General features: G+C 66.7%; 25 protein-coding genes and 1 pseudogene. 16 read left to right on the top strand and 10 right to left on the bottom strand.

Going from position 1 to position 26,348, the window contains the following annotated elements; all coding sequences use genetic code 11:
• The first annotated feature begins 59 nt into the window (after window positions 1–59).
• The 4 genes from E3U47_RS08050 (at window position 60) to E3U47_RS08035 (ending at window position 4,271) form a co-directional block, all read left to right on the top strand.
• Entirely contained in the window at window positions 60–1,031 is a 972-nt protein-coding gene (locus tag E3U47_RS08050) for a helix-turn-helix transcriptional regulator (protein ID WP_218568152.1), read from the top strand.
• A gap of 91 nt (window positions 1,032–1,122) precedes the next feature.
• Window positions 1,123–1,992: a transporter gene (locus tag E3U47_RS08045; protein ID WP_134690582.1), complete on the top strand. Its 870-nt coding sequence runs from the start codon at window positions 1,123–1,125 to the stop codon at window positions 1,990–1,992.
• Between the two features lie 9 nt (window positions 1,993–2,001).
• Complete coding sequence (locus tag E3U47_RS08040; protein ID WP_134690581.1) at window positions 2,002–3,165, top strand: MFS transporter; 1,164 nt, start codon at window positions 2,002–2,004, stop codon at window positions 3,163–3,165.
• A complete protein-coding gene (locus tag E3U47_RS08035) occupies window positions 3,162–4,271 on the top strand; it encodes a class II histone deacetylase (RefSeq protein WP_134690579.1) in 1,110 nt (369 codons plus the stop codon). The genes E3U47_RS08040 and E3U47_RS08035 overlap by 4 nt, the downstream gene beginning before the upstream one ends.
• 57 nt (window positions 4,272–4,328) lie before the next feature.
• Here E3U47_RS08035 and feaR read toward each other — a convergent pair whose 3' ends face one another.
• The 5 genes and pseudogenes from feaR to E3U47_RS08005 all read right to left on the bottom strand — a co-directional run bounded on the left by feaR (window position 4,329) and on the right by E3U47_RS08005 (window position 9,492).
• Window positions 4,329–5,294 carry a transcriptional regulator FeaR gene (gene feaR, locus E3U47_RS08030; protein ID WP_134690578.1) on the bottom strand — a complete coding sequence of 322 codons (966 nt, stop codon included), beginning with the start codon at window positions 5,292–5,294 and terminating at the stop codon, window positions 4,329–4,331.
• A gap of 221 nt (window positions 5,295–5,515) precedes the next feature.
• Window positions 5,516–6,070 carry a DUF3156 family protein gene (locus E3U47_RS08020; protein WP_134690574.1) on the bottom strand — a complete coding sequence of 185 codons (555 nt, stop codon included), beginning with the start codon at window positions 6,068–6,070 and terminating at the stop codon, window positions 5,516–5,518.
• Window positions 6,051–7,550 carry an APC family permease gene (locus E3U47_RS08015; protein ID WP_134690572.1) on the bottom strand — a complete coding sequence of 500 codons (1,500 nt, stop codon included), beginning with the start codon at window positions 7,548–7,550 and terminating at the stop codon, window positions 6,051–6,053. The genes E3U47_RS08020 and E3U47_RS08015 overlap by 20 nt, the downstream gene beginning before the upstream one ends.
• Before the next feature lie 194 nt (window positions 7,551–7,744).
• Window positions 7,745–8,254, bottom strand: a pseudogene (locus E3U47_RS08010) (flavin reductase family protein); the annotation flags it as partial.
• A gap of 68 nt (window positions 8,255–8,322) precedes the next feature.
• Entirely contained in the window at window positions 8,323–9,492 is a 1,170-nt protein-coding gene (locus tag E3U47_RS08005; RefSeq protein WP_134690568.1) for a p-hydroxyphenylacetate 3-hydroxylase oxygenase component, read from the bottom strand.
• A gap of 273 nt (window positions 9,493–9,765) precedes the next feature.
• Here E3U47_RS08005 and E3U47_RS08000 point away from each other — a divergent pair, with 273 nt between their 5' ends.
• The 6 genes from E3U47_RS08000 to E3U47_RS07975 all read left to right on the top strand — a co-directional run bounded on the left by E3U47_RS08000 (window position 9,766) and on the right by E3U47_RS07975 (window position 15,882).
• A complete protein-coding gene (locus E3U47_RS08000) occupies window positions 9,766–11,253 on the top strand; it encodes an aldehyde dehydrogenase family protein (RefSeq protein ID WP_134690566.1) in 1,488 nt (495 codons plus the stop codon).
• 2 nt (window positions 11,254–11,255) lie between these two features.
• On the top strand, window positions 11,256–11,912 hold the full coding sequence (locus E3U47_RS07995) for a helix-turn-helix transcriptional regulator (protein WP_134690564.1): 657 nt from the start codon (window positions 11,256–11,258) through the stop codon (window positions 11,910–11,912).
• A 76-nt stretch (window positions 11,913–11,988) separates the two neighbouring features.
• Complete coding sequence (locus E3U47_RS07990; protein WP_134690562.1) at window positions 11,989–12,807, top strand: molybdenum cofactor biosynthesis F family protein; 819 nt, start codon at window positions 11,989–11,991, stop codon at window positions 12,805–12,807.
• Window positions 12,804–13,595 carry an SDR family NAD(P)-dependent oxidoreductase gene (locus E3U47_RS07985; RefSeq protein WP_256660245.1) on the top strand — a complete coding sequence of 264 codons (792 nt, stop codon included), beginning with the start codon at window positions 12,804–12,806 and terminating at the stop codon, window positions 13,593–13,595. Before E3U47_RS07990 ends, E3U47_RS07985 begins: the two co-directional genes overlap by 4 nt.
• Window positions 13,592–14,365 carry an SDR family oxidoreductase gene (locus tag E3U47_RS07980; RefSeq protein WP_134690560.1) on the top strand — a complete coding sequence of 258 codons (774 nt, stop codon included), beginning with the start codon at window positions 13,592–13,594 and terminating at the stop codon, window positions 14,363–14,365. The genes E3U47_RS07985 and E3U47_RS07980 overlap by 4 nt, the downstream gene beginning before the upstream one ends.
• Before the next feature lie 203 nt (window positions 14,366–14,568).
• Window positions 14,569–15,882: a hypothetical protein gene (locus E3U47_RS07975; protein ID WP_134690558.1), complete on the top strand. Its 1,314-nt coding sequence runs from the start codon at window positions 14,569–14,571 to the stop codon at window positions 15,880–15,882.
• Between the two features lie 197 nt (window positions 15,883–16,079).
• Here E3U47_RS07975 and E3U47_RS07970 read toward each other — a convergent pair whose 3' ends face one another.
• Window positions 16,080–16,958 (bottom strand): Dyp-type peroxidase, encoded by an 879-nt coding sequence (locus E3U47_RS07970; protein WP_134690556.1) that lies wholly within the window; start codon window positions 16,956–16,958, stop codon window positions 16,080–16,082.
• A 172-nt stretch (window positions 16,959–17,130) separates the two neighbouring features.
• Here E3U47_RS07970 and E3U47_RS07965 point away from each other — a divergent pair, with 172 nt between their 5' ends.
• Entirely contained in the window at window positions 17,131–18,030 is a 900-nt protein-coding gene (locus tag E3U47_RS07965) for a bile acid:sodium symporter family protein (protein ID WP_134690554.1), read from the top strand.
• A gap of 48 nt (window positions 18,031–18,078) precedes the next feature.
• Here the strand turns inward: E3U47_RS07965 and E3U47_RS07960 are convergent, their stop codons facing one another.
• Window positions 18,079–18,540: a sterol desaturase family protein gene (locus E3U47_RS07960; protein ID WP_134690552.1), complete on the bottom strand. Its 462-nt coding sequence runs from the start codon at window positions 18,538–18,540 to the stop codon at window positions 18,079–18,081.
• A 72-nt stretch (window positions 18,541–18,612) separates the two neighbouring features.
• On the opposite strand from E3U47_RS07960, the gene E3U47_RS07955 reads away from it, so the two are divergent.
• Both E3U47_RS07955 and E3U47_RS07950 read left to right on the top strand, forming a co-directional pair.
• On the top strand, window positions 18,613–19,383 hold the full coding sequence (locus E3U47_RS07955; RefSeq protein ID WP_134690551.1) for a class I SAM-dependent methyltransferase: 771 nt from the start codon (window positions 18,613–18,615) through the stop codon (window positions 19,381–19,383).
• Window positions 19,384–19,724: 341 nt separating this feature from the next.
• Window positions 19,725–20,438 (top strand): MgtC/SapB family protein, encoded by a 714-nt coding sequence (locus tag E3U47_RS07950; RefSeq protein WP_134690549.1) that lies wholly within the window; start codon window positions 19,725–19,727, stop codon window positions 20,436–20,438.
• On the opposite strand, the gene dksA is transcribed toward E3U47_RS07950, so the two are convergent.
• The 3 genes from dksA to E3U47_RS07935 form a co-directional block, all read right to left on the bottom strand.
• Complete coding sequence (gene dksA, locus E3U47_RS07945; RefSeq protein WP_134690547.1) at window positions 20,435–20,842, bottom strand: RNA polymerase-binding protein DksA; 408 nt, start codon at window positions 20,840–20,842, stop codon at window positions 20,435–20,437. The two genes, E3U47_RS07950 and dksA, sit on opposite strands and share 4 nt — an antisense overlap.
• Before the next feature lie 84 nt (window positions 20,843–20,926).
• Entirely contained in the window at window positions 20,927–22,264 is a 1,338-nt protein-coding gene (locus tag E3U47_RS07940; RefSeq protein WP_134690545.1) for a dihydroorotase, read from the bottom strand.
• Between the two features lie 2 nt (window positions 22,265–22,266).
• Window positions 22,267–22,827: a carbonate dehydratase gene (locus E3U47_RS07935; protein ID WP_134690543.1), complete on the bottom strand. Its 561-nt coding sequence runs from the start codon at window positions 22,825–22,827 to the stop codon at window positions 22,267–22,269.
• 190 nt (window positions 22,828–23,017) lie between these two features.
• Between E3U47_RS07935 and E3U47_RS07930 the strand changes: the two genes are divergently transcribed.
• The 3 genes from E3U47_RS07930 (at window position 23,018) to E3U47_RS07920 (ending at window position 26,347) form a co-directional block, all read left to right on the top strand.
• Entirely contained in the window at window positions 23,018–23,527 is a 510-nt protein-coding gene (locus tag E3U47_RS07930) for a GNAT family N-acetyltransferase (RefSeq protein ID WP_134690541.1), read from the top strand.
• A gap of 64 nt (window positions 23,528–23,591) precedes the next feature.
• Entirely contained in the window at window positions 23,592–25,220 is a 1,629-nt protein-coding gene (locus tag E3U47_RS07925; RefSeq protein ID WP_134690539.1) for an MFS transporter, read from the top strand.
• Entirely contained in the window at window positions 25,217–26,347 is a 1,131-nt protein-coding gene (locus tag E3U47_RS07920; RefSeq protein ID WP_134690537.1) for an HlyD family secretion protein, read from the top strand. Before E3U47_RS07925 ends, E3U47_RS07920 begins: the two co-directional genes overlap by 4 nt.
• Window position 26,348: the final 1 nt, after the last annotated feature.

The following is a 26,348-nucleotide window of genomic DNA, read 5'->3' as shown; positions in this document are numbered from 1 at the left end:
TTGGCGATACTCCCCCCAGGCCCTGACAACAACAAGAACGTCGCAGCCAGGTACCGCCCATGTCCGATTTCCTTGCGTCCCCCGGCTTCATGCTGTTCAACGCCCTGGTGCTGGAACTTCAGCGCCTGGCCCAGGAACAGCCGCTGCAACGCTTTCACGACCAGATGCTCGAGCGCAGCGGCGAGCTGCTGCCGTTCGCCAAGGCCTGGTGGGGGCGGGCCGCACTTATAGACGGCCTGCCCCATGAACACAGCAGCCATGTCTACGGCCTGCCGGCCAGCTATGTGCAGGACTGGCAATCGATCCGCGACCAGGACATCACCGTACAGCGGGTGCATGCCCACCCTGGCCACGCGGTGATCGTCGACAGCCAGGCCACCGATGCCCCCGAAGGCCTGCGCTGGCTCGGCGCCCGCCATGGTTTCGGGCAGTTCCTGTGCATCATCCATATCGACCCGCAAACCCGCCTGAGCGTGCACCTGACGCTCTATCGCGGCCCCGGCGACACCCCGTTCAGCGACGCCGAACGCTGCCTGCTCGAACACCTGATGCCACACTTGGTCGCCGCTGAAGGCGCCAACCAGATCCGCGCCCTGGTGGCTCTGCGCGAGACGCTGGACGGCGCCAACACCTTGTCGCTGGCAGTGTGCGACCGTCTCGGCACCCTGCACCACGCCGAGCGCGGTTTCGTCGAGCGCCTGCTGCTGGAGTGGCCACGCTGGAGCGGCCCGCACCTGCCCGCCGAAGTCAGCCCTAGCCATTATCGCGGCCAGCACCTGCAACTGGAGGCCACCGCGGTGGGCGACCTGTTCCTGCTCGCCGCGCGGCCGCGCTCGGCGCTGGCCCAGCTCAGTGCTCGCGAGGCGGACGTGGCCGAACGCTTCGGCGGCGGCGGCACCTACAAGCAGATCGCCCGCGAACTGGGCGTGGCGCCCAACACCGTGCGCCACCACATCCGCAGCATCTACTCCAAGCTTGGGGTCAACAACAAAGCCGGCATCACCCACTTGCTGCACCACCCACCGCTCTAGGCCATAGCCACTTGCACCCGCCATGCACCATGGCGGGCCGGGGAAGCTTTGCCCGCTGTTCGCCAATTACAACAACAAAAGGAACACGCCCATGCTCGCTCGCCTCGCCCGAACCCTGCCACTGACACTCGCCCTGACCGGGACGGGCGTCGACGCCGCCGACCTCAATGCCCGCGATTTCGTCAGCGCCCCGCTGGGCACCCACCTGGGGGTCGCCTACCTGCCGTTGACCCGCGCCAACGACTACCACGGCACCGCCGACAGCCGGGGCAACGCCGACCTCGCCGTGAATGCCGTGGCCTGGCGCCAGTTGTGGTTCAGCGATATCTGCGGCGCCCTGTGCACGCCGCAGTTCATCGTCTCCTATGTCGACACCGAGGCTCGCCTGCCCGGCAGCGACCGGCACAGCCGCGAGCGTGGCATCGGCGACCCGCAGGTCGGCGGCACGCTGTTCTTCATCAACGACCCGCAAACCCGCACCTACAGCGGCCTGCTCGCGCTGCTGAGCGTGCCGGTCGGCGAGTACCACGGCAACAATCCCGGCGTCTCGCCCGGCGCCAACCGCTGGGCCTTGCACCTGAATTACAACTACACCCAGGGCGTCGGCGAGCGCTGGCTGCTCGAGGCCAACCTCGAAGCCCAACTGTACGGGCGCAACAACGACTACTTCGACAGCACACTCAAGCAGAAACCGCTGTACCGCCTGCAGGCCTTCGCCTCCTATGACTTAACGGCAACCACCTACGGCGCGTTGCGCTTGATCCATGCCGATGGTGGCGAGCTCGAACTGGGCGGCCGGCGCCTGGATGACAGCCACCAGCGCTATACCCAGGTCGGCTTCGAGCTCGGCCACTGGCTCGACAAGCGCAACCAGGTGCTGCTGGGCCTGACCCGCAACGTCGCCACCGACAACGCCTACGCCCAGGACAACCTGCTGCTGCGCCTGGTCCATGTCTTCTGAGGAGCCGCCATGCCCACGTTCAATGCTTTCGGCCTGCCCCCGCTGCGCTTGCTGGCCATCATCCTGTTCGCCGCCGTGGTCCCCGCCGTCCTGATGACCGCACCGGCGGTCGCCGCCCAGTACGCCAGCCAGTTGGGCCTAGGGCCCGCGCGCATCGGCCAGCTGTTTGGCGCGGAGCTGGCGGCCATGAGCCTGGCCACCCTGCCCGCCTACTATTGGCAGCCGCGCTGGGACTGGCGACAAGTGGCGCGGCTGGCGGCACTGCTGTTCATCCTCGCCAACCTGGCGTCGGCATTGTGCGACGGCTTTACTCAGTTGCTGGCCCTGCGCGTGCTCAGCGCCCTCGCCGGTGGCACGCTGATGGTGGTATGCATCGCCAGTGCCGCCAGCAGCCAACAGCCGGACCGGGTGTACGGTCTGTGGGTCAGTGGCCAGCTCATTCTCGGTGCCGTTGGCCTATGGCTGTTACCGCCGTTGTTCGCCGAGGTCGGCCTGAAGGCGCTGTATCTGGGCCTGGCCCTGCTGATGGGGTTGTGCCTGCCCTTGGCCGAAGCATTCCCGGCTGCGGTTGGTCAGGCCGAACGCTCTGTTCAGGCGTCCACGACGCGTTGGTTGCCCGGCCTGTGCGGGCTGTTCGCGCTGTTGCTGTTCTACTCCGGGCTCAGCGCGGTGTGGACCTTCATCGGTAGTGTCGCCGCGGCGGCTGCCATCGACCCGGCGAGCACTGGCCGCATCCTGTCGCTCGCCACCCTGATGGGCATCGTCGGCTCGCTCTGCGCCACGGCCATCGGGCCACGCTGGCCGCGCAACCTGTTACTGCTACTAGGCCTGGGCCTGATGGCCGCGGCGATCGGCCTGCTGCTGGGCCGCCCGAACCTGCCGCGCTTCGCCCTGGCCGCCCTGCTGTTCAAGTACTGCTGGACCTTCGCCCTGCCGTTCATCCTCGCCTGCCTGGCCGAACACGACCGCCAGGGACGACTGATGAGCAGCGCCAACCTGGTCATCGGCGGCGGCCTGGCCCTAGGCCCGGCCATCGCCGGGCCGCTGCTCGAATCTCGCCATGGCATGCCTGCCGTATTGCTCGGCGCCATCGCCTGCCTGCTGCTGGCGCTCATCGCCCTGATGCTCGCCCGCCGCTCTCGTTCCTTCGCCACCACTGGAGTTCACCCATGAGCCGCCGTACCGCGTTTTTTTCCGATGAGCTGTGTTTCTGGCACAGCGCCGGGCTGCATGCCCTGACCCTGCCGGTCGGCGGTTGGGTGCAGCCCCCCGCCGCCGCAGGGTTTGCCGAATCTCCGGAAACCAAACGGCGGTTGAAGAACCTGCTGCAGGTGTCGGGGCTGACGCGGCATTTGCACCTGCACGGTGCCGAGCCCGCCAGCGAGGCCGACCTGTTGCGCGTCCATCCTGCCGATTACCTGCAACGCTTCAAGACCCTGAGCGATGCCGGCGGCGGCGAGCTGGGCCTGCAGGCGCCCATCGGCCCGGGCACCTACGAGATCGCCAAGCTGTCCGCCGGGCTGGCCATCGCCGCGGTGGACTGCGTGCTGCGCGGCGAGGCCGACAACGCCTATGCGCTCTCGCGCCCGCCAGGGCACCACTGCCTGGCCGACCAGGCGATGGGCTTCTGCTTCCTGGCCAATATCGCCATCGCCATCGAGGCCGCCAAGGCGCGTCATGGATTAGGCCGGGTGGCGGTGATCGACTGGGATGTGCACCACGGCAATGGCACCCAATCGATCTACGCGCAGCGGGCTGATGTGCTGACCGTCTCGCTGCACCAGGAACATTGCTACCCGCCCGGCTACAGCGGCGCCGAGGACCGTGGCGTGGGCGATGGCGAAGGCTGCAACCTGAACATTCCGCTGCCGGCCGGTACCGGGCATGCGGGGTACCTGCAGGCGATGGAACGGATCGTCTTGCCGGCATTGCAGCGGTTCGAGCCGGAATTGATCCTGGTGGCCTGCGGCTACGACGCCAACGCAGTCGACCCGCTGGCGCGGATGCTGCTGCACAGCGAGTCGTTCCGGGTCATGACACGGATGCTGCGCGAGGCCGCCGAGCGGCTTTGCGCGGGGCGCTTGGTGATGGTGCACGAGGGGGGATATGCCGAGGCGTATGTGCCGTTCTGCGGGTTGGCGGTGATGGAGGAGCTGGTGGGCGTGAGGACGGCGGTGGAGGACCCGATGCTGGCGTTCATCGAGTTACAGCAGCCGGGGGCGGAGCATGGGCGGTTTGTGGCTGATTATGTAGAGAGGCTGGCTGCGCGTCTGGCTTGAGATTGCTGGGGCCGCTTTGCGGCCCTTTCGCGGCATAACCTGTGGCAGCGATGAGGATCAGCGCCCTGCCATCAGGGCCATGGCCCGATAATCCTTCGGCGACTGCTCGAAGTGCTTCTTGAATGCCCGGCTGAAATGCGCCGAATCGGTGAACCCCCACTTGTAGGCAATCGAAGTGATCGATTCGCGCTTTAGGAACGGGTTGGACAGGTCGTCGGCGCTGCGCTTGAGCCGCGAACGCTGGATGTAGCGGCAGACGCTGTCGCCCTCCTCCTCGAACAGGCGGTATAGATGGCGCACCGAAATGCTCAGGCGCTCGGCCAGGTTGGCCGGGGTCAGGCCAGGCTGGCCCAGCGACTCATCGATGACTTTCTGCACATAGCCACGCAGGTTCGCGCCACCAAGTCCCGTCAGCGCCCCGGGGTGGTCCTCGCCGCGCTCGAAACCCGGTGCCAGCAAGGCGATGAACGCCGATTGCAAGGCTTCGCCCTGGGTCTCGCCGTTGTCGTCGCCCTCGCGGCACAGCTGGTCCATCAGCAGGTGCAGCATGCGCCCGCAGGCATTGGTCGAGGAGATCTTGCCGAAGGTCGGCCCCGGTCCGGTCAAATGCTTGCGCACCTGTTCGCGGGACAACGACAGCGAGACATGCTCGATCAAGCCGAACGGGGTGATCTCGCAGGGCCCCACCGAATCCATCAACAGCACTTCGCCGGGCGACAACTGGATGCTGACGCCGTCCTGGGTGATCTGCGAATAACCCATGCGCTGGCTGACCAGGAAGCAGTGCTGGTCGTCGTCGCAGTCGGCGTTGTCGCCCAGCCGGCGAATATTGCCGGCGTTGGTACGCAGGTTGGCCAGGGCCAGGCCGGCGCGGTTGAAGGTGGCGATTTCGCCGATGAACAGCGAGCGGTTGAACGCAAGTTCGGTCTGGAAACGGCCGCAGACTTGCTGCATGGCGGTGGTCCAGCGCTCCAGGCCGTCGGCGGCCAGGGTTGCGCTGTACGGAGAAGTGGACTGGGGCATGGCTACCTCCACACGCAACGGTTGTTGTTATGGGGTAATTGTTAACATGTTATCTATAAAGGTACAACCATGATTGCCTCTGAAAATGGCGCACACGCCCTGTGGGAGCGGCCTTGCGTCGCGAAAGGGTTGCGTAGCAGCCCCGTGGTTACTGAAATCCTGGGGCCGCTACGCGGCCCTTTCGCGACGCAAGGCCGCTCCTACAGAGGGGCGCGCCGGGTTCAGAGGGCTTGCAGGGTATGCAGCAGTATGTCGAACGCCTGCCAGAGCAGGCGCCGCTGCTCGGCGTCGAGGGGAATGTAGCGACGCAAGGCGGGCATGCGGTTGACCACCTCGCTTGCGCCCATGTGTTCCAGGCTGACCCGCCACTCACCTTCGATGCAGTCGATGAGCAGGCGCTTGAAATCCAGGGGCATCAGTGCGGCGTCAACCTCCCCAAGACGGGCCTTGAGCGCATTGAACAACGTCGGATCGCCACCCCGTAGTCGGCAGGCCAGGCCGGTGCGGCGCAATACGCCGGTATGTTGAAGTTCGACGCGTAGCGTCCCCTGGCCACTGGCAGGCAGACGCAGGATGAACTCGCACATCACCAGGTGCATCAACAAGTGGCTCTCGGTGCGTTCACGCACCTCGATCAGCGGGCCATCCTCCCGGTAGGTAAAGCTGCGCGCATCCTCGACGCCGAGGTTGCGCGCCACCCGCGCCAGGGTCGCCCCCGGCCGGTATCCGGCCGGGGCGCGCGGCGCGCTCAGGCGCTCAAGCCAGCTTGCCGACATGCTGCACCTGCTCGCTGTGGGCCTGGCCGGGTTCGGCGGCGAATTCCTTCTCCAGCACGTCTTCGACCCTGGCTGGCTTGAACGGGTTGACCTTCTGCACGCACAGGGTCCAGAACAGCGCATAGGCCGCCGTGGCGCCCAGCATCACGGCAAAGGGCACATAGACATCGGCGGGGTTCATGCCCGGCGGGGTGATGAACCACATGCCCAGCAGGATGCCGATGCTGGAGACGATCTGCGGCAACGGGAACAGCGGCGAGCGATAGGCCCGCGGCAAGTCTGGGCGACGAATGCGCAGCAGCACCACCGACAGGGTCACCAGCAGGTACGCGGTGCTCCAGGCGCACACCGCCGCCAGCACCAGGTGCAGGATATTGTCGGTATTGCCGCCCAGGTACCAGGCATGCAGGCATGGGATCAGCGCCACCACCAGGATGCACAGCAGCGGCGTCTTGAAACGCGGATGCAGGTAGCTGAACACTTTCGGCAGCGCGCCATCCACCGCCATGCCGTAGAGAATCCGCGGCACGCCGGCCATCAGCGTGTTGATGGTCGCGGCGCCGGCGAACAGGAAGCCGATGCCCAGCCATAGCGGGCCGATATCGCCCATCACCTGTTCGGCGAAGCGCGGGATGGCCATGGGCGTATCCAACAGGTGCACGCCGCTGGCGGCGTCGAGCACCACGTTCTCCACCTGGCGCTTCATCGCCGCGCCATAGATGAACATGCAACTGGCCACGCCGAACAGGCCCAGGGCCATGGCCTTGGGCATCACCCAGGCCGAGCGCTTGAGTTCCGGGGCCAGTGGGGTGACGAACTCGCAGCCGACGAACATGAACATGGCCATGCCCACCAGCGAGAGGATGGTCATCAGGTCGGTGCCGACCAGCGATACGCCGAACGGCCCGTCCAGCTGCACCGCCGGCGCCGCCAGCAGGCCAAGCACGCCGAACACCATCAGCGTGGTCCACATGCCAAAGGTCAGCACCACTTCGGCGCGGCCGAAGGCACTGACGCCAAAGGCATTGAGCACGCCGAACACCAGTACGAAGCCGACCCCCAGCAGCCAGGAGCCGCCGGCCGACTCGGCCAGGGTGTTGAGGTGTTCGAAGTTCACCAGCGCCATCACCCCGGAGAGGATGGTCTCGGCGGTACCGGCGAAGACATGGACGATCAGGTAGGCCGAAAGCGTGCCGGTGATGGCGAAGAAGCGGCCCAGGCCGCAGTTGATGTAGTCGTACACGGAACCGGTGGTCGGCAGGATCGCCGCCGCCTCGGCGAAGGTGGTCGACTGGGCCAGCATCATCACCGCGGCGATCACCATGGCCACGGCGAAGGCGCTGCCGCCGATGCCGAAGCCCATGGTCGCGGTGAGGATCACGGGGCTGGCCATGATCAGGCCGACAGTGCTGGCCAGCGCGGTGGGGAAACCGACGCTGCCGCGGTTGAGGTGCTCGGTGAGCTTATTGTTGATTGTCATGGCTGGGCCCTGGGTGGACGAGGGAAAGATGACCGCTTGCCCGGCGCGCCGCAAGTGCTGGCGATCGCCGGGTCGTCCCTGTCACTTTGCGGCCTGCACCCGGGCGGGTCTTGCCACTGCCTGCCGCCGGTCTTGATCCGTGTTGCCAGGTGCCAGGTGCTGCAACTCTTGCGTCGAACACCTCGAAACAGTTACCCCTGCGCGCAACGGTCCAACAATGCATGGGGCATAACCCTGGAATAGGCCCCCTGGTGATAAAGCAGCGGTGAATGCCCCAGGTCGTCGAACGCCAGCACCCGGCCGATGAGAATCCAATGATCACCGCCATCGATCTGCTGGAGCTTCTCACAACGAAAACGCGCCGAGCAGCCCGGCAACAGAGGCGCGCCACCCTCCCCGGTCTCGTGCTCGATACCGGCGAAGCGGTCGTCGCTGGGCCGAGCGAAGGTGTTGGACAGCTCGATCTGGTCGGCGGCCAGGACGTTGACGGCGAAATGCCCGGCGGCCTCGAACACCGGATGGCTGCTGGAGCGCTTGTCGATGCTCCAGAGCACCAGCGGCGGATCGAGTGACACCGAGTTGAAACTGTTGGCGGTGACGCCCACCTTGCGCCCCGAGGCATCGGTGGCAGTGATCACCGTGACGCCGGTGGCGAAGTTGCCCAGGGCGCGGCGCAAGGCGCGGCTATCGAAAGAAATGGCCATGCAAGGCTCCTTGATTGTCGTGGGTCTGGGCCGGCGCGGTTGTTCCGACCACGGTCAGCTGTTGCGGCTCAGGTCATCGCCGGATCCGGCTCCAGGCCCATCAGCTCACGGCCAAGGATCTGCGCGCAGACGTCGTAGTCGGTGTAGGCATGGGCCCCGGTCATGTGCGCGTCGCGGAACAGCCGCTGCAATTCGTTGCTGTCGAACCAGGCGCCGCCACCGGCCGCCGCCATCAACCGGTCCACCGCCTGGATGCAGAGTTTGACCGCATAGCCCTGGTTGGTGCGCCAGAACGCAAGCTCGGTGCGGGTCGGGTACTGGTGGCGGGCACTGTAGTCGGCGATCTGCTCCCAGCTCTTTTCCAGCAACGCCCGTGCCGCGGCCACCTGGTGGGTCGACTCGGCCAGGCGCATCAGCGCCGGGGTGGCGGCGCCCACCGCAGCCCCGGTGTAGGCGCGCACGCGGTTGCGGGTCTTGTCCTTGAATACCTCGAGCATGCGCTCGGCGATACCCAGGCTGACGGTGGAGAAGCCGCTGGCGAAATAGGGCCGGTACGGGTTGAAGTAGATCGCGCTGTCCGGGTACAGGCCGAAACCTGCCGAGGTGCCTTCCATCATGTCCTTGGCCCTCTGGATACGGTGCTCGGGCACGAAGGCACGGTCGACGATCAGCGTGCGGCTGCCGCTGGCGCGCATGCCCACCGCGTACCAGTCGTCACGGATCTGATAATCGCTGCGTGGCAGCACGGCGAAGCAATAGTCCTGGCCGCCTTCGCCATTGGCCCGGCGAAATCCCATGATCGCCCACTCGGCATGGTCGCAGCCGCTGCTCCAGCCCATCTCGCCACTGAACAGCACGCCGCCGTCGACCTCCTCGGCACGGCCAAAGGGGGCGATGCTGCTGCTGGCGGTGGCGTGTGGGTCGCGGCCCCAGACTTCATCCTGCAAATGTGCCGGGAACATTGCCAGTTGGTGGCTGTGGGTACATAGCAGGCTCATGGCCCAGGCAGTGCTGGCGCAGGTACCGGCCAGGGCGGCAATGCATTCGGCGAACTGCGCCAGGCTGATTTCAAGGCCACCGTAGTGCCTTGGCTGAAAAGCCCGGTGCAGGCCAACGCCTTTGAGCGCGGCGATGTTCTCGGCAGGGACCGTGCGCTCGCGTTCGGCCTGGTCGGCACGGGCGGCAATGGCCGGCAGCAGGGGCTTTAAGTCTTCGAGCAGGGCGTTTGGCTTTTTCATGGTCTGGCTCATTGTTATTGGACCTTGGCGAGCGTCGGCACGGAGCAGGCTGCCCGCCGCTGAATGCCAGGCCAGTATGGGAGCCAGCCAGGGTGTGGAAAATGCAAGTTCCGCAGCTCGCATTGCACTTTTCCTCGAGTTGGCAGGCTCGGTCATGGGGGTGGCATGGGCAGACAAGAAGCCAACGCCGCTAGAGCCGTAATCTGCGGGCAACCGGGGCCGCTGTGGGCCCATCGCTGGCATGCCAGCGCATCCATTGTCCGGAGCCACGCCATGAGCGACATTGCCCTTCTCCCCGCCGTCAGCGCCTTCCTCGCCCGCGACCACGGGCTGTACATCCACGGCGAGCACGTCGCCAGCCAGGCCAGCGCTCGCCTCACGGTGTACAACCCGGCCAACGGCCAGGCCATCGCGCAGATCGCCGACGCCAATCAGGCCGACGTTGAGCGTGCCGTGGATTCCGCGCGCCAGGGCTTTGCCAGTTGGTCGCGCAGCAGTCCTGCCGCCAGGGCCTGTGTGTTGCTGCGCCTGGCCGACCTGCTCGAAGCCCACCGTGAAGAGCTGGCACAGCTGGAAACCCTGCAATCGGGCAAATTGATTGGTATCGCCCGCGCCTTCGAGGTCGAGCAGGCCGCGCACTTCCTGCGCTACTACGCCGGCTGGGCGACCAAGATCACCGGCCAGACCATCACCCCGTCGCTGCCCTCCTTCGCCGGCGAGCGCTACAGCGCCTTCACCCTGCGCGAACCGGTGGGCGTGGTGGCCGGTATCGTGCCGTGGAATTTCGCCACCATGATCGCCTTGTGGAAGCTGGCGTCGGCGTTGACCACCGGCTGCAGCATCGTGCTCAAGCCCAGCGAGTTCACCCCGCTGACCCTGCTGCGCATCGCCGAGCTGGGCAGCGAAGCCGGGCTGCCGGCTGGTGCGCTCAACGTGGTGACCGGCGCCGGTCACGTCGGCAAGGCGCTGGTCGAGCACCCCGGCACCGACAAGGTGTCGTTCACCGGCTCAGTGCCCACCGGCATCGCCGTCGGCCAGGCGGCCATGGGCGCCAAGCTGACCCGCGCGACCCTGGAACTGGGCGGCAAGAACGCCGTGGCCTTCCTCCCCGACGTCGGCCTGGACAAGGCGGTGGACGGCATCATCGAGGCCGGCTTCCTGCATTGCGGGCAGATCTGCGCCGCCGGCGAGCGTTTCTACGTCCATCGCTCAAGGCTCGAGCCCCTGCTCGAAGCGCTGTGCCAGCGCCTGGGCCAGTTGAAGATCGGCTCGCCACTGGACGAAACCACCCAGTTCGGCCCCGTGGCCAACAAGCCGCACCAGCAAAAACTCGGCGAGCTGTTCGCCACCGCCCGCGCCGAGGGCAACCGGATCGTCCACGGCGGGCGCCTGGGCGACGGCCCGGGCTGCTTCGTCGAGCCCACGGTAATCCTTGCCAACCAAGCCAGCGACACCCTGCTCAACCAGGAAACCTTCGGCCCGGTGGCGACCTTCCTGCCCTACGACGACGAGGACGAGTTGCTGCACCTGATGAACGCCTCGCCCTACGGCCTGAGCGCGAGCCTGTGGACCAACGACCTGGCCAAGGCCATGCGCCTGATCCCCGAGATCCAGGCCGGCACGCTGTGGGTGAACATGCACACCCTGCTCGACCCGGCGGTGCCGTTCGGCGGCATCAAGGCCTCCGGCATCGGCCGCGAGTTCGGTTCGGCCTTCATCGACGACTTCACCGAGCTCAAGTCGGTGATGATCCGCTATTGATCATGGCTGGCAGCGGGCAGGACCTTGGCCGCTACTGCCTGCAGGCGTTCAGCCAGCAGGTGCCGGCGTCGCTGGCGGCCTTTTATCGCATCGACGCCGAGCAGCAGGCCTGCGACTTCCTGTTGCAGGACCTGCAAGCGCCCATGCATGCGCGTTACCTGGCGCACTACCGAGCCTACGACCCACTGCAGCCGAGTCGCTGCATGGCCATCGGCAGGCCGGTGGTGTCGCTGGGCCAGGGCCTGGCCTGCCTGCCCGAGGCCCAGGGGCAGACTTACCGACGCTTTCTGGCCCAGCACCAGGTGGTGGATGTGGTGGAGATCATCGCCCAGGTCGATGCGCGCCCCATGGCTGGCGTGTCGCTGTTGCGCTGCCCGGGGCTCGGCGCGTTCCAGGCCGACGAACTGGAACGCCTGCTACCGCTGCATGGCCTGATGCAACTGGCACTGGCCAGCCAGCCGCCGGCCAGGCGGGCCCTGCCTGAACTGACGCCAAGAGAACAACAGATCGCCGAGTTGCTGCGCCAAGGTTGCAGCAACAAGCTGATTGCCCGCGCCCTGGACCTGGGCCTGCCGACCGTCAAGACCCACCTGATCAACCTGTTCCGCAAACTGGACGTGCGCAACCGCACCGAGTTGGTGACGCTGCTGTACCTGTGACTCAACCTTCCGGTTGATACCGCCAGCCTCTGCCGCATTGCACCCTGTGAGCCTTTCAACCACAGGAGTCACCGCCATGACCAAGCACGCCGACTGGATTACCGTGGGCGCCCTCGCCGAAGGCTTCGCCCCGGACGCCTTCATCCTGCCGCAACTGGCCGACCTGTCCGGGCGCAGCCTCACCCTGCACTTCGCCAACGGCTGGGTCATCGAACACTGCTTCGAAAGCCAACGCCTGCACTGGCAGGCCGCCGATGGCCACAGCAACGGCAGCGCCGCTTATCGCGCCACCTCCGTGCGGCCAGGCATCTACCTGGTCGATTTCATCAAGCACGAAGGCGGCCAGGCCTGGTCGGTGTCGCTGGTGCTCGACACCCACACCCAGGCCTTCACCGCCGTGCTCGGCCGTTTGCCCGACCAGGCCCGCACGCAGCGCGGGCTGTACCAACTGGCCCTGGCCGGCGAGCCACTGACCGGGGTCGAGGCCACCTTCCTGCATGGCAGCCTCGACCTGCCCTGGCAGCCCGGCGCCTGCCCGCATGCGCCGACCACCGAGCTGGTGGGCCTGCGCAACCATTACCGCTACAGCCCCACCGAGGAATACGAGCACCTCTACCTCAACCCCAACCATTACAGCTGGCAGTGCCTCAAAGGCGTCGAGCAGGGCCTGTGCGACACCGACCGGGCCTACTACTACAAGATCGCCGAGCAGCTGTACCTGTTCGTCTGGTGCGAGAAGATCGTACCGACCCTGGGCTTGGTGATGATCGACCTGGCCCAGCACCGCAGCGACGGCAAGATCTTCGGCTACCAAGGCGGTGGCTTCGATGCCTTGGCCAACTTCCCGGTCTCTTCCTATTGCCAGGTGGTCAACCGCACGGAGTACCCGCTGTGAGCCGCAGCGTGTTGATCACCGGCGCTGGCAGCGGCATCGGCGCCGCGTGCGCCCAGCGCCTGGCCCGCCAGGGCTGGCAGGTGGCGCTGGTCGGCCGGCGCCAGGCAGCACTGGAGCAGGTGGCGCTGGCCACGGAGGGCCTGGTACTGGCCGGCGACGCGGCGGACAGCGCCACCTGGCCAGGCTTCATCGGCCAGGTGCGCGAACGCTTCGGCGGACTCGATGCGGTGATCGCCTGTGCCGGTGGCCATGGTCTTGGCCGTGCCGGTGATATCGATGACGCGGCCTGGCGTGAAGCGCTGCGCAGCAACCTCGACAGTGCGTTCCACACCGCCCGCGCCTGCCTGCCACTGTTGCGCGAACGGCGCGGCAGCCTGGTGTTGCTGGGCTCCATCGCCTCGCTCGCGGCCGGCCCCGAGGTGTGCGGCTACACCACCGCCAAGCACGCCCTGGTCGGCCTGACCCGCTCCCTGGCCCGCGACTATGGCCCGTACGGGGTGCGGGTCAATTGCGTCTGCCCGGGTTGGGTGCGCACCCCCATGGCGGACCAGGAGATGCAGGCGCTGATGGACCACCACCAGGAGGACCTGGATGCGGCCTACCGGCGGGTCAGCGCCGATGTGCCGCTACGCCGCGCCGCCAGCAGCGACGAGATCGCCGCGGTGTGCCAGTTCCTGGCCAGCAGTGATGCCAGCATCGTCACCGGCGCGGTGATCACTGCCGATGGCGGCGCCACCGTGGTCGATGTGCCGACCTTGGCCTACACCCGCCTGGCGTCACAGCCATGAATGCCCGCTACGACTTTGCCGGCAACCGGGTACTGGTCACCGGCGCGGCCGGCGGCATTGGCCAGGCCATCGTCGAGGGATTCGCCCGTGGCGGCGCCCAGGTGCTGGCCGTGGACCTCGATGAGCATGCGTTGCAGAGCCTGGCGCAGCGGCATTCGGCGTTGGGCCATGAGGTGCAGGCCCATGCCCTGGACCTGGCCGCCCCTGGCGCCATTGCCAGCCTGCTGGCGAGCCTGGAACGCCTCGACGTGCTGGTCCACAACGCCGCGTATTTTCCGCTCACGCCGTTCGCCGAACTCGACCCGGCACGGCTGCGACGTACCCTGGCGGTGAACCTGGAGGCGCTGTTCTGGCTCACCCAGGGCGCCTTGCCGCTGTTCGCCCGCCAGGGTGGTGGCTGCGTGCTGGTCACCTCGTCAGTGACCGGACCACGGGTGGCCTATCCCGGCCTCTGTCACTACGCCGCGTCCAAGGCCGGGGTCAACGGTTTCATCCGCAATGCCGCGCTGGAACTGGCGCCGCTGAAGGTGCGGGTCAACGGTGTGGAGCCGGGAATGATCCGCACCCCGGCCATGGACAACCTGGGTGATGCGACGTTGAACGCGAGGATCGGCGCCGGGGTGCCGCTCGGGCGATTGGGCGAGCCGGCTGATATCGCCGCGGCGATGTTGTTCCTGGCATCCGATGCGGCGGCCTATGTCACCGGCCAGACGCTGGTGGTCGACGGTGGCGCGACCCTGCCGGAGACCTTGGCCGGCCAAGCCCTGTAAGCGACATGATTCTGTGAGAGCGGGTTAGCCCGCTCCCACAAGGGACAGCGCACTCTACATGGCGCAACCCTGGCGGCGACAGCCAAGCCGCCTGGCAGCCACGAGCAAGACCGCCGCCTGGCTTCCAGGCGCTAATACCCGCGCAACCTGCCTCCACAACAACGCGGCAACCAAGACCGCACACAACAAACGAGGATCGCTCCATGCGTCTGAACCCACGTCGCACCGCCCTGGCCGCAGCCCTGACCTTGCTGGTCCACGGCCCGGCCAGCTCGGCCTATGAACTGTACGCCGACGACGACACCCATCTGAATGCCGACCTGCTCGCCGTTTGGGGCATGTTCAATAGCCGTCACAACTACGATGGCAGGCCCGGCGGCTCGACCTGGCGCGAAGGCTTCGTCAAGTACGGGCTCAGCGGCGACCAGGGCCTGGGCAGCAACGGTACGCTGTACGGCTCGCTGCAGTGGGTCAGCTCCGGCGCCTGGGGCGATGGCGATGCCGGCGGCAACCAGGACGGCTCCGAGCGCACCACCAAGATCGAGGACGCCTACTTGGGCTGGCGCTCCGGCGCACTGTTCCCGTTGCTGGGCCAGGACGGCGTGGACATTTCCGGCGGCCGCCAGGTGATCCAGCTGGGGAGCGGCTTTTTGATCAACGATGACGGCCCCAACCTTGGCAAGGGCCCGGCCGATGGCCAGCTCAACCGTGGCGGGGGGTTCTATCTGGGGGCTCGCCATGCCTTCGACCGCACCGCGGTACTGCGCCTGGGCGGCAAGGAAGGCCTGCACGGCAGCGTGCTTTGGCTCAAGTCCGATAACCGCGCCCAGGCCGAGACCGAGCTGGCCGCTGGCACCCTGGACTATACCCACGACCTGGGCACCCTGGGGCTGACCTATATTCACGGTATCGATGTCGCCGACCAGTGGGCCAGCGAGTTCCAGAAGGCCCGTGAAGGCATGGATGTATACAGCCTGCGTGGCGAAGGCAGCGCCGGGCTGGAAAACACCCGTTTCGCCTTCGAATACGCCTGGCAGGACAAGCGCGGCGGCAGCGAGACCGCCTGGTACGGCGAGGCTGGCTATACCTTCGCCGAAGCGCGTTGGGCGCCGCAACTGACCTACCGCTACACACGCTACTCTGCGGGCTGGGACTTGCTGTTCACCGGGTTGTCCAGCGGCTACGGCACCTGGATCCAGGGCGAGGTGGCCGGCAACTACGCCGGCCCCTTCAACACCAACAGCGGCATCCACCATGTCGGCCTCAAGGCCACGCCGCGGGACGATGTCACCCTCGGCGCGCTGTACTTCGACTTCAATACCGTGCGCAGCCGCGACCACCTGAACCTGGATGCCCAGGAGCTGGACCTGTATGTGGAATGGGCGGTGACCCCGCACCTGATCGTCACCCCACTGCTGGGGCTGTTCAAGCCGCGCAAGGATCAGAGCAATGGCGGCAATCAGGTGGGTAGTGGCACTAACCTGTATAGCCAGCTGACGGTGGCGGTGCCGTTCTAGGCTCTGTACGAAAAGCCTTGATACTCGTTCATGCTGCGTTGAAAACAGCCTCGCAATGCTCATGTACTCCAGTACACTGCGCTTGCTCGGCTGTTTTCGCCTTGCCTGACCTCCGTCTCAAGACTTTTCATACAAAGCCTAGGGCGCCGCGCACCAGGCAAGGCGATGCTTGGCTCCAGCGCAGGCCATTGCTGGATTCAGCCCAGCAGCAAGCTCAGGTCGGCGCCTTCAGCAGCCAGTGGCGGGCACCAGTAGTAGCCGCCGCTCAACGGCCGGCTGAAGCGGTACAAGCCGTCGATCACGCCATCTTCCAGCCCGCTCATGCGCCGCAGCTGCACTTCGAAGGCGTCCAGCGAGAAGCCCAGGGCAACGAATGCCAGGCCCGCGCCGCGCTCGTCGGCCCAGGCCAGCGAACGGCGTACCACGAACGCCTCGGGCTCGAAGCTCTCCTGGGCGGTACGCTTGACATGGGCCGATGCCGGCGCGTCGTCGAGCTCTTCGTTGTCGCTCAGGCGGCGACCGATGATGTTGTCCTGCTCGGCCTGAGGCAGCGACTTGAAGTAGTTCAGGTCATGCTTCCACAGCTGGAAAGCGGCGAAGCTGGAGCCGGCCAGGCCCGGCATATCGCCAGGCACGATGGCGGCGGCCACGGCGTCTTCGTCCACCGGGTTCTCGGTGCCGTCTTCATAACCGGTCAGGTCGTGGCCACCGCGATGCAGGAAGCCGTCGACGCTATCGACCAGGCGCAACGCCGGGGCCAGCAACTGGCGCAAGGCTTCGGCGCGCAGGAACAGCTCGCCGCGCTCGTCACCGCGCAGCCACAGCCACAGGGCGTGCTGGGTCGCCGGGTTCTCCACCACCGCGTCCAGTTGCGGGAAACTGCGCAGCCCCGGCACTTCACGGCCCAAGGCTTTGACCAGGGGCGCGCCGATAGCGAGGATCAGATTCTGGCCGTCGACCTGGGTGATCAACTGGTCGAGTACCCCTGGCAGGGCCTCGTGCGAATCCAGGGCAAAAAACAGGTGGCGGGCATGGGCCGGCACCGGGGTGGCAAGCAGACCTTGCTGGAACGGCATGACGGGCGAATCCTCGGCAAAAGCGCGAATGCTACTGCGCCAGGCGCCTGACCGCAACGCGACGCGGGCGCACAGCCTTGGTAATAAACGGTTACCAAAGCTCGCGCATTGCAATTAGCTATCGTTCAGGCGCCGCCTACACTCGAAAAATCCTTCGCCCGAGAACCCGCCCATGACCGCCTCGCCCCTGCTGACCGCCATCCTGCCCCTGGCCCTGGGCATCATCATGCTTGGCCTGGGCCTGTCGCTGACCCTGGCCGACTTCGCCCGGGTAGTGAAGTACCCCAAGCCGGTGGTAGTCGGCCTGGCGTGCCAGATCCTGCTGCTGCCGCTGGTGTGCTTTCTGATTGCCAACGGTTTTGGCCTGGAATCGGCGCTGGCGGTGGGCCTTATGCTGCTGGCCGCCTCGCCGGGCGGCACCACCGCCAACCTGTTCAGCCACCTGGCCCATGGCGATGTGGCGCTGAACATCACCCTGACCGCGGTCAACTCGCTGATCGCCATCCTCACCATGCCGTTGTTGGTGAACCTGTCGCTGACCTGGTTCATGGCCTCCGACCAGGCCATCCCGCTGCAATTTGCCAAGGTCATGCAGGTGTTCGCCATCGTCCTGTTGCCAGTGGCGCTGGGCATGCTGATACGGCACTGGGCACCGGGCTTCGCCGCGCGCATGGAGAAACCCATGAAACTGGTGGCGGCGCTGTTCCTGGCCTTCACCATTGTCCTGGCGCTGGCCAAGGACTGGCAGACGGTGGTCGAGTACGCGCCGATCGTTGGCGGCGCAGCGTTGCTGTTCAACCTGCTCAGCCTGGGGGTGGGCTACTGGCTGCCACGGCTGTTGCGCATTCCCAAGCGCCAGGCGATTGCCATCGGCATGGAGATCGGCATCCACAACGGCACCCTGGCCATCGCCCTGGCGCTTAGCCCTTCGCTGCTGAACAACGCCACCATGGCGGTGCCGGCGGCAATCTACAGCTTGATCATGTTCTTCACCGCGGCGGGGTTCGGCTGGTGGGTCAGCCGCGGGCAGCGCGCCGCGGAAGTGGTCGCCCCACTGCCACCGGCACCCTAGACGCCAACCTTGCTGGCGAACCAGGCCCGCCTCCGGTAACCGTGCGCCTCAGCCGCGCCGCTGCTTCAACTGCCGCTTCAGCACGCGCAGCGGCGGCGCATAGAAGAACCCGAACGACACGCAGCCCTGGCGCCCCTTCACCGCATGGTGCAGGCGGTGCGCACGGTACAGGCGCTTGAGGTAGCGATTGACCGGTTTCGGCGCCCGCGGCCAGTGCCGGTGGAAAAAACCATCGTGGGCCAGCACATAGGCCACGCCATACCCTGCCACCCCTGCGCCGACCCACTGCAGCGGCGCATGCCCGGCCTTGCCCAGCGCCACCAGGGCCAAGGCGACAAGGCCCAGGGCAACCAGGTACAGGTCGTTGGTCTCCAGCATGCCCAGCTGCGGCTCATGGTGCGAACGGTGCAACCACCAGCCCCAGCCATGCATGACGTACTTGTGGGCCAGCGTGCCGACGCCCTCCATGGCCACCAGGGTGCCGAACAGCACGGCGAGATTGAACAACATCAGACGATCCGGGGGTTGGCAACGAAAGCCGCAAGGGTAACATTGCCGGCAGGTCATTCGGAGGGGTTTTCCATGAAGGATGTACACGCAGCAGCCAGCACCGGCTACACCCGCTACTCGGGCAACTACGAGCAAGGCCGGCCGGACTATCCCGCCGCCTTGCAGGACTGGCTGCGCCACACCTTGGGCATTGCCAACGGCACAGCGGTGCTGGACCTGGGCGCCGGCACCGGCAAGTTCACCCGTCTGCTCAGTACCCTTGCGCCGCGGTTGACGGCCGTCGAGCCGGTGGCGGCGATGCGCGGGCAGTTCACCGAACACCTGGCGCAGGTGCCGGTGCTCGACGGTACCGCCCAGCACATCCCGGTGGCCGACGCCAGCCAGCAGGTGGTGGTGTGCGCCCAGGCCTTTCACTGGTTCGCCGACAGCGCCGCCCTGGCCGAGATGCACCGGGTGCTGGCCTCCGGTGGCCGCCTGGGCCTGGTGTGGAACGTGCGCGACGAGTCGGTGGACTGGGTGGCGCGCATCACCGCGATCATCACCCCCTACGAAGGTGACACACCCCGTTTCCATACCGGGCGCTGGCGCGACGCCTTCGATGGCCGCTGGTTCAGTGCACCGCAGTTGACCACCCTGCCCCACGCCCACGTCGGCAGCCCGCAAACGGTGATTCTCGAACGCCTGCGCTCGGTGAGCTTCATCGCCGCCCTGCCCCAGGCCGAACAAGACAAGGTCATGGGCCAGTTGCAGGCCTTGATCGATAGCCACCCGGACCTCAAGGGCCGTGACAGCATCGCCTTCCCCTACCAGACCCAGGCCTACGTCTGCCAGCGCCTGGCGTAACACAATCGTCATGCGCCACGCCTTGACCCCGAGCAGGTCGAGGCGTATGGTCCGCCGCGCACTCAAGCATCCCCTCACAGGAGACCCCTGCATTGGACAGTAGCCCCAGTCGATTGCGACAGGCCCACACGGCGAGCTAGTCCGGCAGCGTCCCTGCCACTGTCTTGCCGCACACGGTAGACGGTGGTTCCCCGGCCCTTGGCGGCCGGTTCTTCCCCCTGTTTCCTCATACCTTGCCCGCTGACGGGCCGGGTCGGTGGTCCTGCGCATTCGTTGCTTTCAATCGCGCCGCCTTTGGACCGGCGCCTGAACGGGTATTCACCCGTGGAACGAGGTTCGCTATGGATTGGAAAGTCTTTCTGCTGCGCGTCAGCGTGGCCCTGCTGCTCGGCGCGCTGATCGGCGCCGAGCGTCAACTGCGCCAACGCCTGACCGGCCTGCGCACCAACGCGCTGGTCAGCACCGGCGCCTGCCTGTTCGTGCTGATGACCCAGGCGGTGCCGGGCATGGCCCCCACCGATGCCTCGCGCATCGCCGCCTATGTGGTGTCGGGCATCGGTTTTCTTGGCGGCGGCGTGATCATGCGCGACGGCTTCAACGTGCGCGGCCTGAACACCGCCGCCACTCTCTGGTGCACCGCCGCGATCGGCGTACTGTGCAGCCTCGGCCTGCTGCTCGAGGCCAGCCTGGGCAGCCTGGTGGTGCTGTGCGCGAATATCCTGCTGCGCGACCTGGCCCAGCGCCTGGACCGCCAGGAAGTGCTGCCGGCCAGCGAGGTGGAGCAGCGCTTTGAAGTGCGCATCGTTTGCCGCTCCGAAGACGAGATCCAGGTGCGCAGCCTGATGCTGCACAGCCTGAGCGACCCAGGGCTACGCCTACAGTCGCTGCACAGCGAGGACCTGGCCGACCCTGCGCGCCTGGAAGTGCGCGCCGAACTGCTCGGCACGCCGCAGGCGCCGACCCAGCTGGAGCGCCTGGTCGGCCGGGTAAGCCTGGAGAAAGGCGTCAGCTCGGTGCGCTGGCAGCTCCAGGTCCAGGGTCTGAACAGCGACTAGACGTCATCGCGCACATGCCGCTCGCGCAACTCCTGGCGCTCCTTGGCCTCGATGCACAGGGTGGCGGTGGGTCGCAGCAACAGGCGGCGCAGACCGATCGGCTCGCCGGTCTCGGCGCACCAGCCGTAGTCCCCTCGGGCCAGGCGCTCCAGCGCCTGGTCGAGCTTGTCCAGCAGCTTCTTTTCCCGCTCCAGGGTGCGCAGTTGCCAATGCCGCTCTTGCTCGGCGCTGCCGATGTCGGCAGGGTCGCTGTGCACCTCCTGTTCGCGCAAGGCACGGAAATCTTGCTCGATACGTACCTGCAAGGCTGCGCGCTGGGCCAGCAGCAGGTTGCGAAAGTACTGGCGCTGCGGTTCGTTCATGTAGGCGGTGGCGGGTTGTTGCAGCAGTTGTTCTTCAGTCATGGAAAACATCCCAAAAGCCAGGCGCCAAGCGCCTTTTCGCGGGGCAAGCCCGCTCCCACAGGGCTGCGACGCAGCCCCACGCTGTCAGCGGTCGAACAGCAATGGCAGGCCCTGGCACTGATCGCGCACCCGTCCCAGGTGCCAGGCCAGTTGCCCCGACACCACCGTGCTGCGCACTACGTGGTGGAAGCTGCGCTGCTGGAATGGAGTCCAGCCGCAGCGCGCCAGCACCGGGTCGTCGGCTGCCGGACGCGGCGTGGTCAGGCGCTCGACCAGGGCGAAGTCGGCCCAGTAACCCTCGCGCAGAAAACCCCGCTCGCGAATGGCGAACAGCTCGGCCACCGCGTGACTGGTCTTGCGCACCACCTGGGGCATGCTCAACACCCCCTCACTGACCAACTCAAGCGCTGCCGGCAGCGCATGCTGCACCAGCGGCAGTCCGGCCGGGGCACGGGTGTAGACCCGGCGCTTTTCCTCCAGAGTGTGCGGCGCATGGTCGGTGCCGATCACGTCGATCAGGTCGCAGGCCAACGCCCGACGCAGGGCATCGCGGTCGCTGCCGGTCTTGACTGCCGGGTTGCACTTGAGCAGATGCCCAAGGGTGGCGTAGTCGCTGTCGTCGAACAGCAGGTGATGCAGGCACACTTCGGCGGTGATGTGTTTGCCGGCCACAGGCCCCGGTTGGAACAACCCAAGCTCGCGCGCGGTGGTCAGGTGCAGCACGTGCAGGCGCGTGCCGAAGCGCCGGGCCAGCTCCACCGCCAGGCTGGATGAGCGGTAGCAAACCTCGGCGTCGCGGATCAATGGGTGCGCCGCCGGCGGAATGAACTCGCCGTGGCGGCTGCGCCACCAACCCTCGTTTTCGAGGATGCTCGGGGTGTGCTCGCAATGAGCCAGGACAATGGTCGGCGCATAGATGAACAGCTTCTCCAGCACCTGCGGGTCGTCCACCAGCAGGTTGCCGGTGGAGGCGCCCATGAACACCTTGATCCCGGCCACTACGCAGGGGTCGAGGGCGGCGATGGTGTCGAGGTTGTCGTGGCTGACGCCGAAGTGGAAACCGTAGTTGGCCCTTGAGCCGGCGGCCGCGCGCCGCTGCTTGTCGGCCAGAGCCTCTAGGGTCAGGGTCGCGGGCTGGGTGTTGGGCATGTCCATGAAACTGGTGATGCCACCTGCCACCGCCGCCCGCGACTCGCTGGCGATGCTGCCTTTGTGCGGCGCGCCCGGCTCACGAAAATGCACCTGGTCGTCGATCATCCCCGGCAACAGCCAGGCCCCTGCGGCATCGAGCTCCAACGCCGCCTGGACGTTGCCGAGGCTACCGGCGATCCGCTCGATGCGGCCATTGCGCACCAGCAGGTCGGCTTCGAATTCGCGCCCCTCATTGACCAACCGGGCGTTGCGCACCAACAAGTTGTTCATCGTCAGAACTCGTTCTGCAGGGCCTTGTAGCCCTGGACCAGGTCGATGTTGGTGCGCGCCACGTCCTCGGAGAACTCCGCAGCCGATACGCTGACCGGCGGGTAGCTGGTCAGGTCGGTGTGCGGGCCGATGTGCTCGGTGGGCGGCACGTAGAAGCGCGGCGGCAGGTCCCGGCCGTCGACCACCGAGTTGTGCCGCACCACGCTGCCGTCGCCGACCTTGCAGTTGAACAGCACGCTGTTGAAGCCGATGAACACCCGGTCGCCCACCTCGCAGGGGCCATGCACGATGGAGCGATGGGCAATGGAGCTGTACTGGCCGATGCGCACCGCGGCGCCGGACTTGGAATGGATCACCACGCCATCCTGGATGTTGGAGTTGGCGCCGATGACGATCGGCTGCATGTCGCCACTGGCGTCCACCTCATCGGCGCGGATCACTGCGTAGGGGCCGACGAACACGTTGGCATGGATAATCACCTTGCCGCAGATGATGGCGGTGTGGTCGATGTAGGCCGACTCGGCGATTTCAGGGAGATGGCCGGAGGGGTTCTTGCGGATCACGGGGGCGGTCCTGGGCAAAAGGAAGAGCCTGGATGTTACGTTATAACAATTACATTGCAACACCCTTGCACGAGGATCTGGCACACTCGGCCCTTTGTAGGAGCCGGCCTTGCCGGCGCCATTCACCCTGTGGCCTGGTTCGCCAGCAAGCTGGCTCCTACCCCCCAAGTCTCACAACCAGGCCTTTACCATGCGCATTCGTCCCACCCTCACCCGCGACGTAGCCCTGCTGCCCGCCCTCGAGCGTTCGGCCGCCCAGGCCTTCCGGCAACTGCCGACCCTGGCCTGGCTGGCCGACAGCGCCGTCATGGCTGAAAGCGACCACCTGGCGTATGTCAGCGCCGCCAGCAGTTGGGTCGCGGTGGATGAACTGGACACCCCGGTGGGTTTTCTCTGCGCGACGGTCGCAGGCGACGCCCTGCACATCGACGAGCTGTCGGTGCGCCTCGAGGCCCAGGGCCATGGGCTGGGGCGGCGCTTGCTCGACCAGGCCGGCGCATACGCCCGCCAGCACGGCCAGCGCTGCCTGACCCTGACCACCTTCGCCGAGGTGCCCTGGAACGCCCCGTTCTACCAGCGCTATGGTTTCGTCTCGCTACCCGCCCGGCAACTCGACGCGCGCCTTTCAGCCGTGCTCGCCGCGGAACTCGCCCACGGCCTGCAGAACCGCTGCGCCATGCGCCTGTCGCTCACCCTGTGAGCTGCGGTTTCCAAGGCCCCGCCTCTCACGTAAAGTCAGCTGACCTGCGGTAACGGACAACCCGATGGATAAATTCGCCCCTCGCCAGTGGCTGCCCCACGAAAAGCCCAGCCTGCCCGGTTCGCCTTCCACGCCCCTGCACGCACCGGCCAAGCGCCTGGCCTTCGGCGTGGTCGGCCTGCTGGTGGCCATCACCGGTGGCCTGGGCAACGCGTTGGTGGTGGCCAACCTGCCGTTCCTGCAAGGCGCCCTGGGCGCCACCAGCGCCGAGATGGCCTGGCTGCCGGCCGCCTTCGTGATGACCAACGTGTCGATGAACCTGCTGCTGGTGAAGTTTCGCCAGGAGTTCGGCCTGCGCGCCTTCACCGAGGTGTTCCTGGTGCTCTATGCCCTGGTCACCTTCGCCCACCTGTTCGTCAACGACCTCAACTCGGCCATCGCCGTGCGCGCCGCCCACGGCATGGTCGGCGCCGCGCTCAGCTCGCTGGGGTTGTACTACATGATCCAGGCCTTCCCCGCCCAGTGGCGGCTCAAGGCCATGGTGTTGGGCCTGGGCGCCTCCCAGCTGGCGGTGCCGTTGGCGCGGATCTTCTCCGAGGATCTGCTGCAGATCGCCGAATGGCGCGGGCTGTACCTGTTCGAACTGGGCCTGGCGCTGGCGGCGCTGGGTTGCGTGCTGCTGCTCAAGCTGCCACCGGGCGACCGCTTCAAGACCTTCGAGCCGCTGGATTTCCTCACCTTCACGCTGATGGCCAGCGGTACCGCCCTGCTCTGCGCGGCGCTGTCGCTCGGGCGCATCGACTGGTGGCTGGATGCGCCGTGGATCGGCGTGGCACTGGCGGCGGCCATCGCCCTGATCTTCTCGGGGCTGGCCATCGAGCATAACCGCAGCAACCCCCTGTTGATGACGCGCTGGCTGGGCAGCGGCGCGATTATCCGCCTGGCCCTGTGCGTGATCCTGATCCGCATGGTCACCTCCGAGCAATCCACCGGCGCGGTGGGTTTTCTGCAGGCGCTGAACATGAGTAGCGAACAGATGCGCACGCTCTACGCGATCATGCTGCTGGGCGCTATCGCCGGGCTGGCCAGCAGCGCCCTGACCATCAACCCCGCCCACCTGGTGCTGCCGCTGTTCATCTCGCTGGCGGCGATGGCCACTGGCGCCTTCATGGACAGCAGCTCGAGCAACCTCACCCGCCCTGCGCAGATGTACCTGAGCCAATTCCTGCTGGCCTTCGGCAGTACTTTCTTCTTCGGCCCATCGATGGCCCTGGGTATCAGCCATGTGCGCGCCAACCCGCGCAACCTGGTGAGTTTTTCGGTGCTGTTCGGTATCTGCAACAACCTCGGCGGGCTGATCGGCTCGGCGCTGCTGGGCACCTTCCAGACCCTGCGCGAGAAGTTCCATTCCAGCACCCTGGTCGAGCAGCTCAGCAGCCTCGAACCCCTGGTCGGCGCGCGAATCCAGGGCGGCGGCGCCAGCTATGCCGGGGTCATCGTCGACCCGGCGCTGCGCAACGAGGTGGGCATGCGCCTGCTGGCCAACGCGGCAACCCGCGAGGCCAACGTGCTGGCCTACAACGATGTGTTCATGCTGATCGGCGTGATCGCTATCCTGACCATGATCTGGATCTTCATCCGCAGCCTGTACCTGCGCTACCTCAACTCCACCAGTGGTGCCCCGACCCGATGACCCAGGAAACGCCAACGACCACCACAACCGCCATCGCCGAAACCCCAGAGGGCAGCTCGCCACCCAGCGAGCCAAGCAGCCCGGCGCGCACCCGGCGGGTACGCCTGCTGTCGTCGCTGAGCTTCGCTGCCGTGGCCCTGGCTGGCATCCTGCTGGTGCTCTATGCCTGGCGCCTGCCACCGTTCAGCAGTGCCGTCGAAAGCACCGAGAATGCCCTGGTACGCGGCCAGGTGACGATCATCGGCCCGCAGTTGGGGGGCTATATCGTCGAGGTGCCGGTGCACGACTTCCAGTTCGTCAAGCAAGGCGACCTACTGGTGCGCCTGGATGACCGCATCTACACCCAGCGCCTGGCCCAGGCCATTGCCCAGCTCAAGCAGCAGCAGGCGGCGCTGGCCAACAACCTGCAGCAACGCAATAGCGCCGAGGCCACCATCGCCCAGCGCCAGGCGGCAATAACCGACGCAGCCGCTCAGGCCGACAAGGCCCGCGCCGACTTGCAGCGCAACCAGGCGCTGGTCAGCGACGGCTCGGTGTCGCGCCGCGAACTCGACCTCAGCCGCGCCAGCCAGGCCGCCGCCATCGCCAGCCTGGCCCAGGCCAAGGCGGCGCTGGAGATCGCCCGCCAGGACCGCGAAACGGTGATCGTCAATCGCGCCGCCCTGGAGGCTTCGGTGGAGAACGCCAAGGCTGCCGTGGAGCTGGCCCGCATCGACCTCGACAACACTCGGGTCAAGGCCCCGCGCGACGGCCAGCTCGGCCAGATCGGCACTCGCCTGGGCGCCTACGTCAACCCAGGCGCGCAGTTGATGGCGCTGGTGCCCGACACCCTGTGGGTGATCGCCAACATGAAGGAGACACAGATGGCCAACGTGCGCATCGGCCAGGCGGCGACCTTCACCGTCGATGCGCTCAACCATCTCAAGCTACGCGGTCATGTGCAGCAGATCTCGCCAGCCACAGGTTCCGAGTTCGCCCTGCTGCAAGGCGACAACGCCACCGGCAACTTCGTCAAGATCGCCCAGCGCATTCCGGTGCGCATCACCGTCGACGCCGACCAGGCCGATGCCCGGCACCTGAGGCCGGGGATGTCGGTGGTGGTGAGTATCGATACCCGCGAACGATGAT

The sequence above is a fragment of the Pseudomonas sp. RIT623 genome (assembly GCF_004519305.1).
GTDB lineage: Bacteria > Pseudomonadota > Gammaproteobacteria > Pseudomonadales > Pseudomonadaceae > Aquipseudomonas.
This window is presented reverse-complemented; position numbering and strand designations above follow the sequence as displayed.

What these genes read in the sequence shown, in the direction of transcription:
- E3U47_RS07980 (WP_134690560.1), top strand. Translation starts at nt 13,592, where the DNA reads ATGAATGCCCGCTACGACTTTGCCGGCAACCGGGTACTGGTCACCGGC.
- E3U47_RS08040 (WP_134690581.1), top strand. Translation starts at nt 2,002, where the DNA reads ATGCCCACGTTCAATGCTTTCGGCCTGCCCCCGCTGCGCTTGCTGGCC.
- feaR (WP_134690578.1), bottom strand. Translation starts at nt 5,294, where the DNA reads ATGCCCCAGTCCACTTCTCCGTACAGCGCAACCCTGGCCGCCGACGGC.
- E3U47_RS07955 (WP_134690551.1), top strand. Translation starts at nt 18,613, where the DNA reads ATGAAGGATGTACACGCAGCAGCCAGCACCGGCTACACCCGCTACTCG.
- E3U47_RS08050 (WP_218568152.1), top strand. Translation starts at nt 60, where the DNA reads ATGTCCGATTTCCTTGCGTCCCCCGGCTTCATGCTGTTCAACGCCCTG.
- E3U47_RS08000 (WP_134690566.1), top strand. Translation starts at nt 9,766, where the DNA reads ATGAGCGACATTGCCCTTCTCCCCGCCGTCAGCGCCTTCCTCGCCCGC.
- E3U47_RS07940 (WP_134690545.1), bottom strand. Translation starts at nt 22,264, where the DNA reads ATGAACAACTTGTTGGTGCGCAACGCCCGGTTGGTCAATGAGGGGCGC.
- E3U47_RS07995 (WP_134690564.1), top strand. Translation starts at nt 11,256, where the DNA reads ATGGCTGGCAGCGGGCAGGACCTTGGCCGCTACTGCCTGCAGGCGTTC.
- E3U47_RS07975 (WP_134690558.1), top strand. Translation starts at nt 14,569, where the DNA reads ATGCGTCTGAACCCACGTCGCACCGCCCTGGCCGCAGCCCTGACCTTG.
- E3U47_RS08020 (WP_134690574.1), bottom strand. Translation starts at nt 6,070, where the DNA reads ATGTCGGCAAGCTGGCTTGAGCGCCTGAGCGCGCCGCGCGCCCCGGCC.
- E3U47_RS07965 (WP_134690554.1), top strand. Translation starts at nt 17,131, where the DNA reads ATGACCGCCTCGCCCCTGCTGACCGCCATCCTGCCCCTGGCCCTGGGC.
- E3U47_RS07930 (WP_134690541.1), top strand. Translation starts at nt 23,018, where the DNA reads ATGCGCATTCGTCCCACCCTCACCCGCGACGTAGCCCTGCTGCCCGCC.
- E3U47_RS07970 (WP_134690556.1), bottom strand. Translation starts at nt 16,958, where the DNA reads ATGCCGTTCCAGCAAGGTCTGCTTGCCACCCCGGTGCCGGCCCATGCC.
- E3U47_RS07950 (WP_134690549.1), top strand. Translation starts at nt 19,725, where the DNA reads ATGGATTGGAAAGTCTTTCTGCTGCGCGTCAGCGTGGCCCTGCTGCTC.
- E3U47_RS07920 (WP_134690537.1), top strand. Translation starts at nt 25,217, where the DNA reads ATGACCCAGGAAACGCCAACGACCACCACAACCGCCATCGCCGAAACC.
- E3U47_RS08015 (WP_134690572.1), bottom strand. Translation starts at nt 7,550, where the DNA reads ATGACAATCAACAATAAGCTCACCGAGCACCTCAACCGCGGCAGCGTC.
- E3U47_RS07925 (WP_134690539.1), top strand. Translation starts at nt 23,592, where the DNA reads ATGGATAAATTCGCCCCTCGCCAGTGGCTGCCCCACGAAAAGCCCAGC.
- E3U47_RS08045 (WP_134690582.1), top strand. Translation starts at nt 1,123, where the DNA reads ATGCTCGCTCGCCTCGCCCGAACCCTGCCACTGACACTCGCCCTGACC.
- E3U47_RS08005 (WP_134690568.1), bottom strand. Translation starts at nt 9,492, where the DNA reads ATGAAAAAGCCAAACGCCCTGCTCGAAGACTTAAAGCCCCTGCTGCCG.
- dksA (WP_134690547.1), bottom strand. Translation starts at nt 20,842, where the DNA reads ATGACTGAAGAACAACTGCTGCAACAACCCGCCACCGCCTACATGAAC.
- E3U47_RS07990 (WP_134690562.1), top strand. Translation starts at nt 11,989, where the DNA reads ATGACCAAGCACGCCGACTGGATTACCGTGGGCGCCCTCGCCGAAGGC.
- E3U47_RS07960 (WP_134690552.1), bottom strand. Translation starts at nt 18,540, where the DNA reads ATGTTGTTCAATCTCGCCGTGCTGTTCGGCACCCTGGTGGCCATGGAG.
- E3U47_RS08035 (WP_134690579.1), top strand. Translation starts at nt 3,162, where the DNA reads ATGAGCCGCCGTACCGCGTTTTTTTCCGATGAGCTGTGTTTCTGGCAC.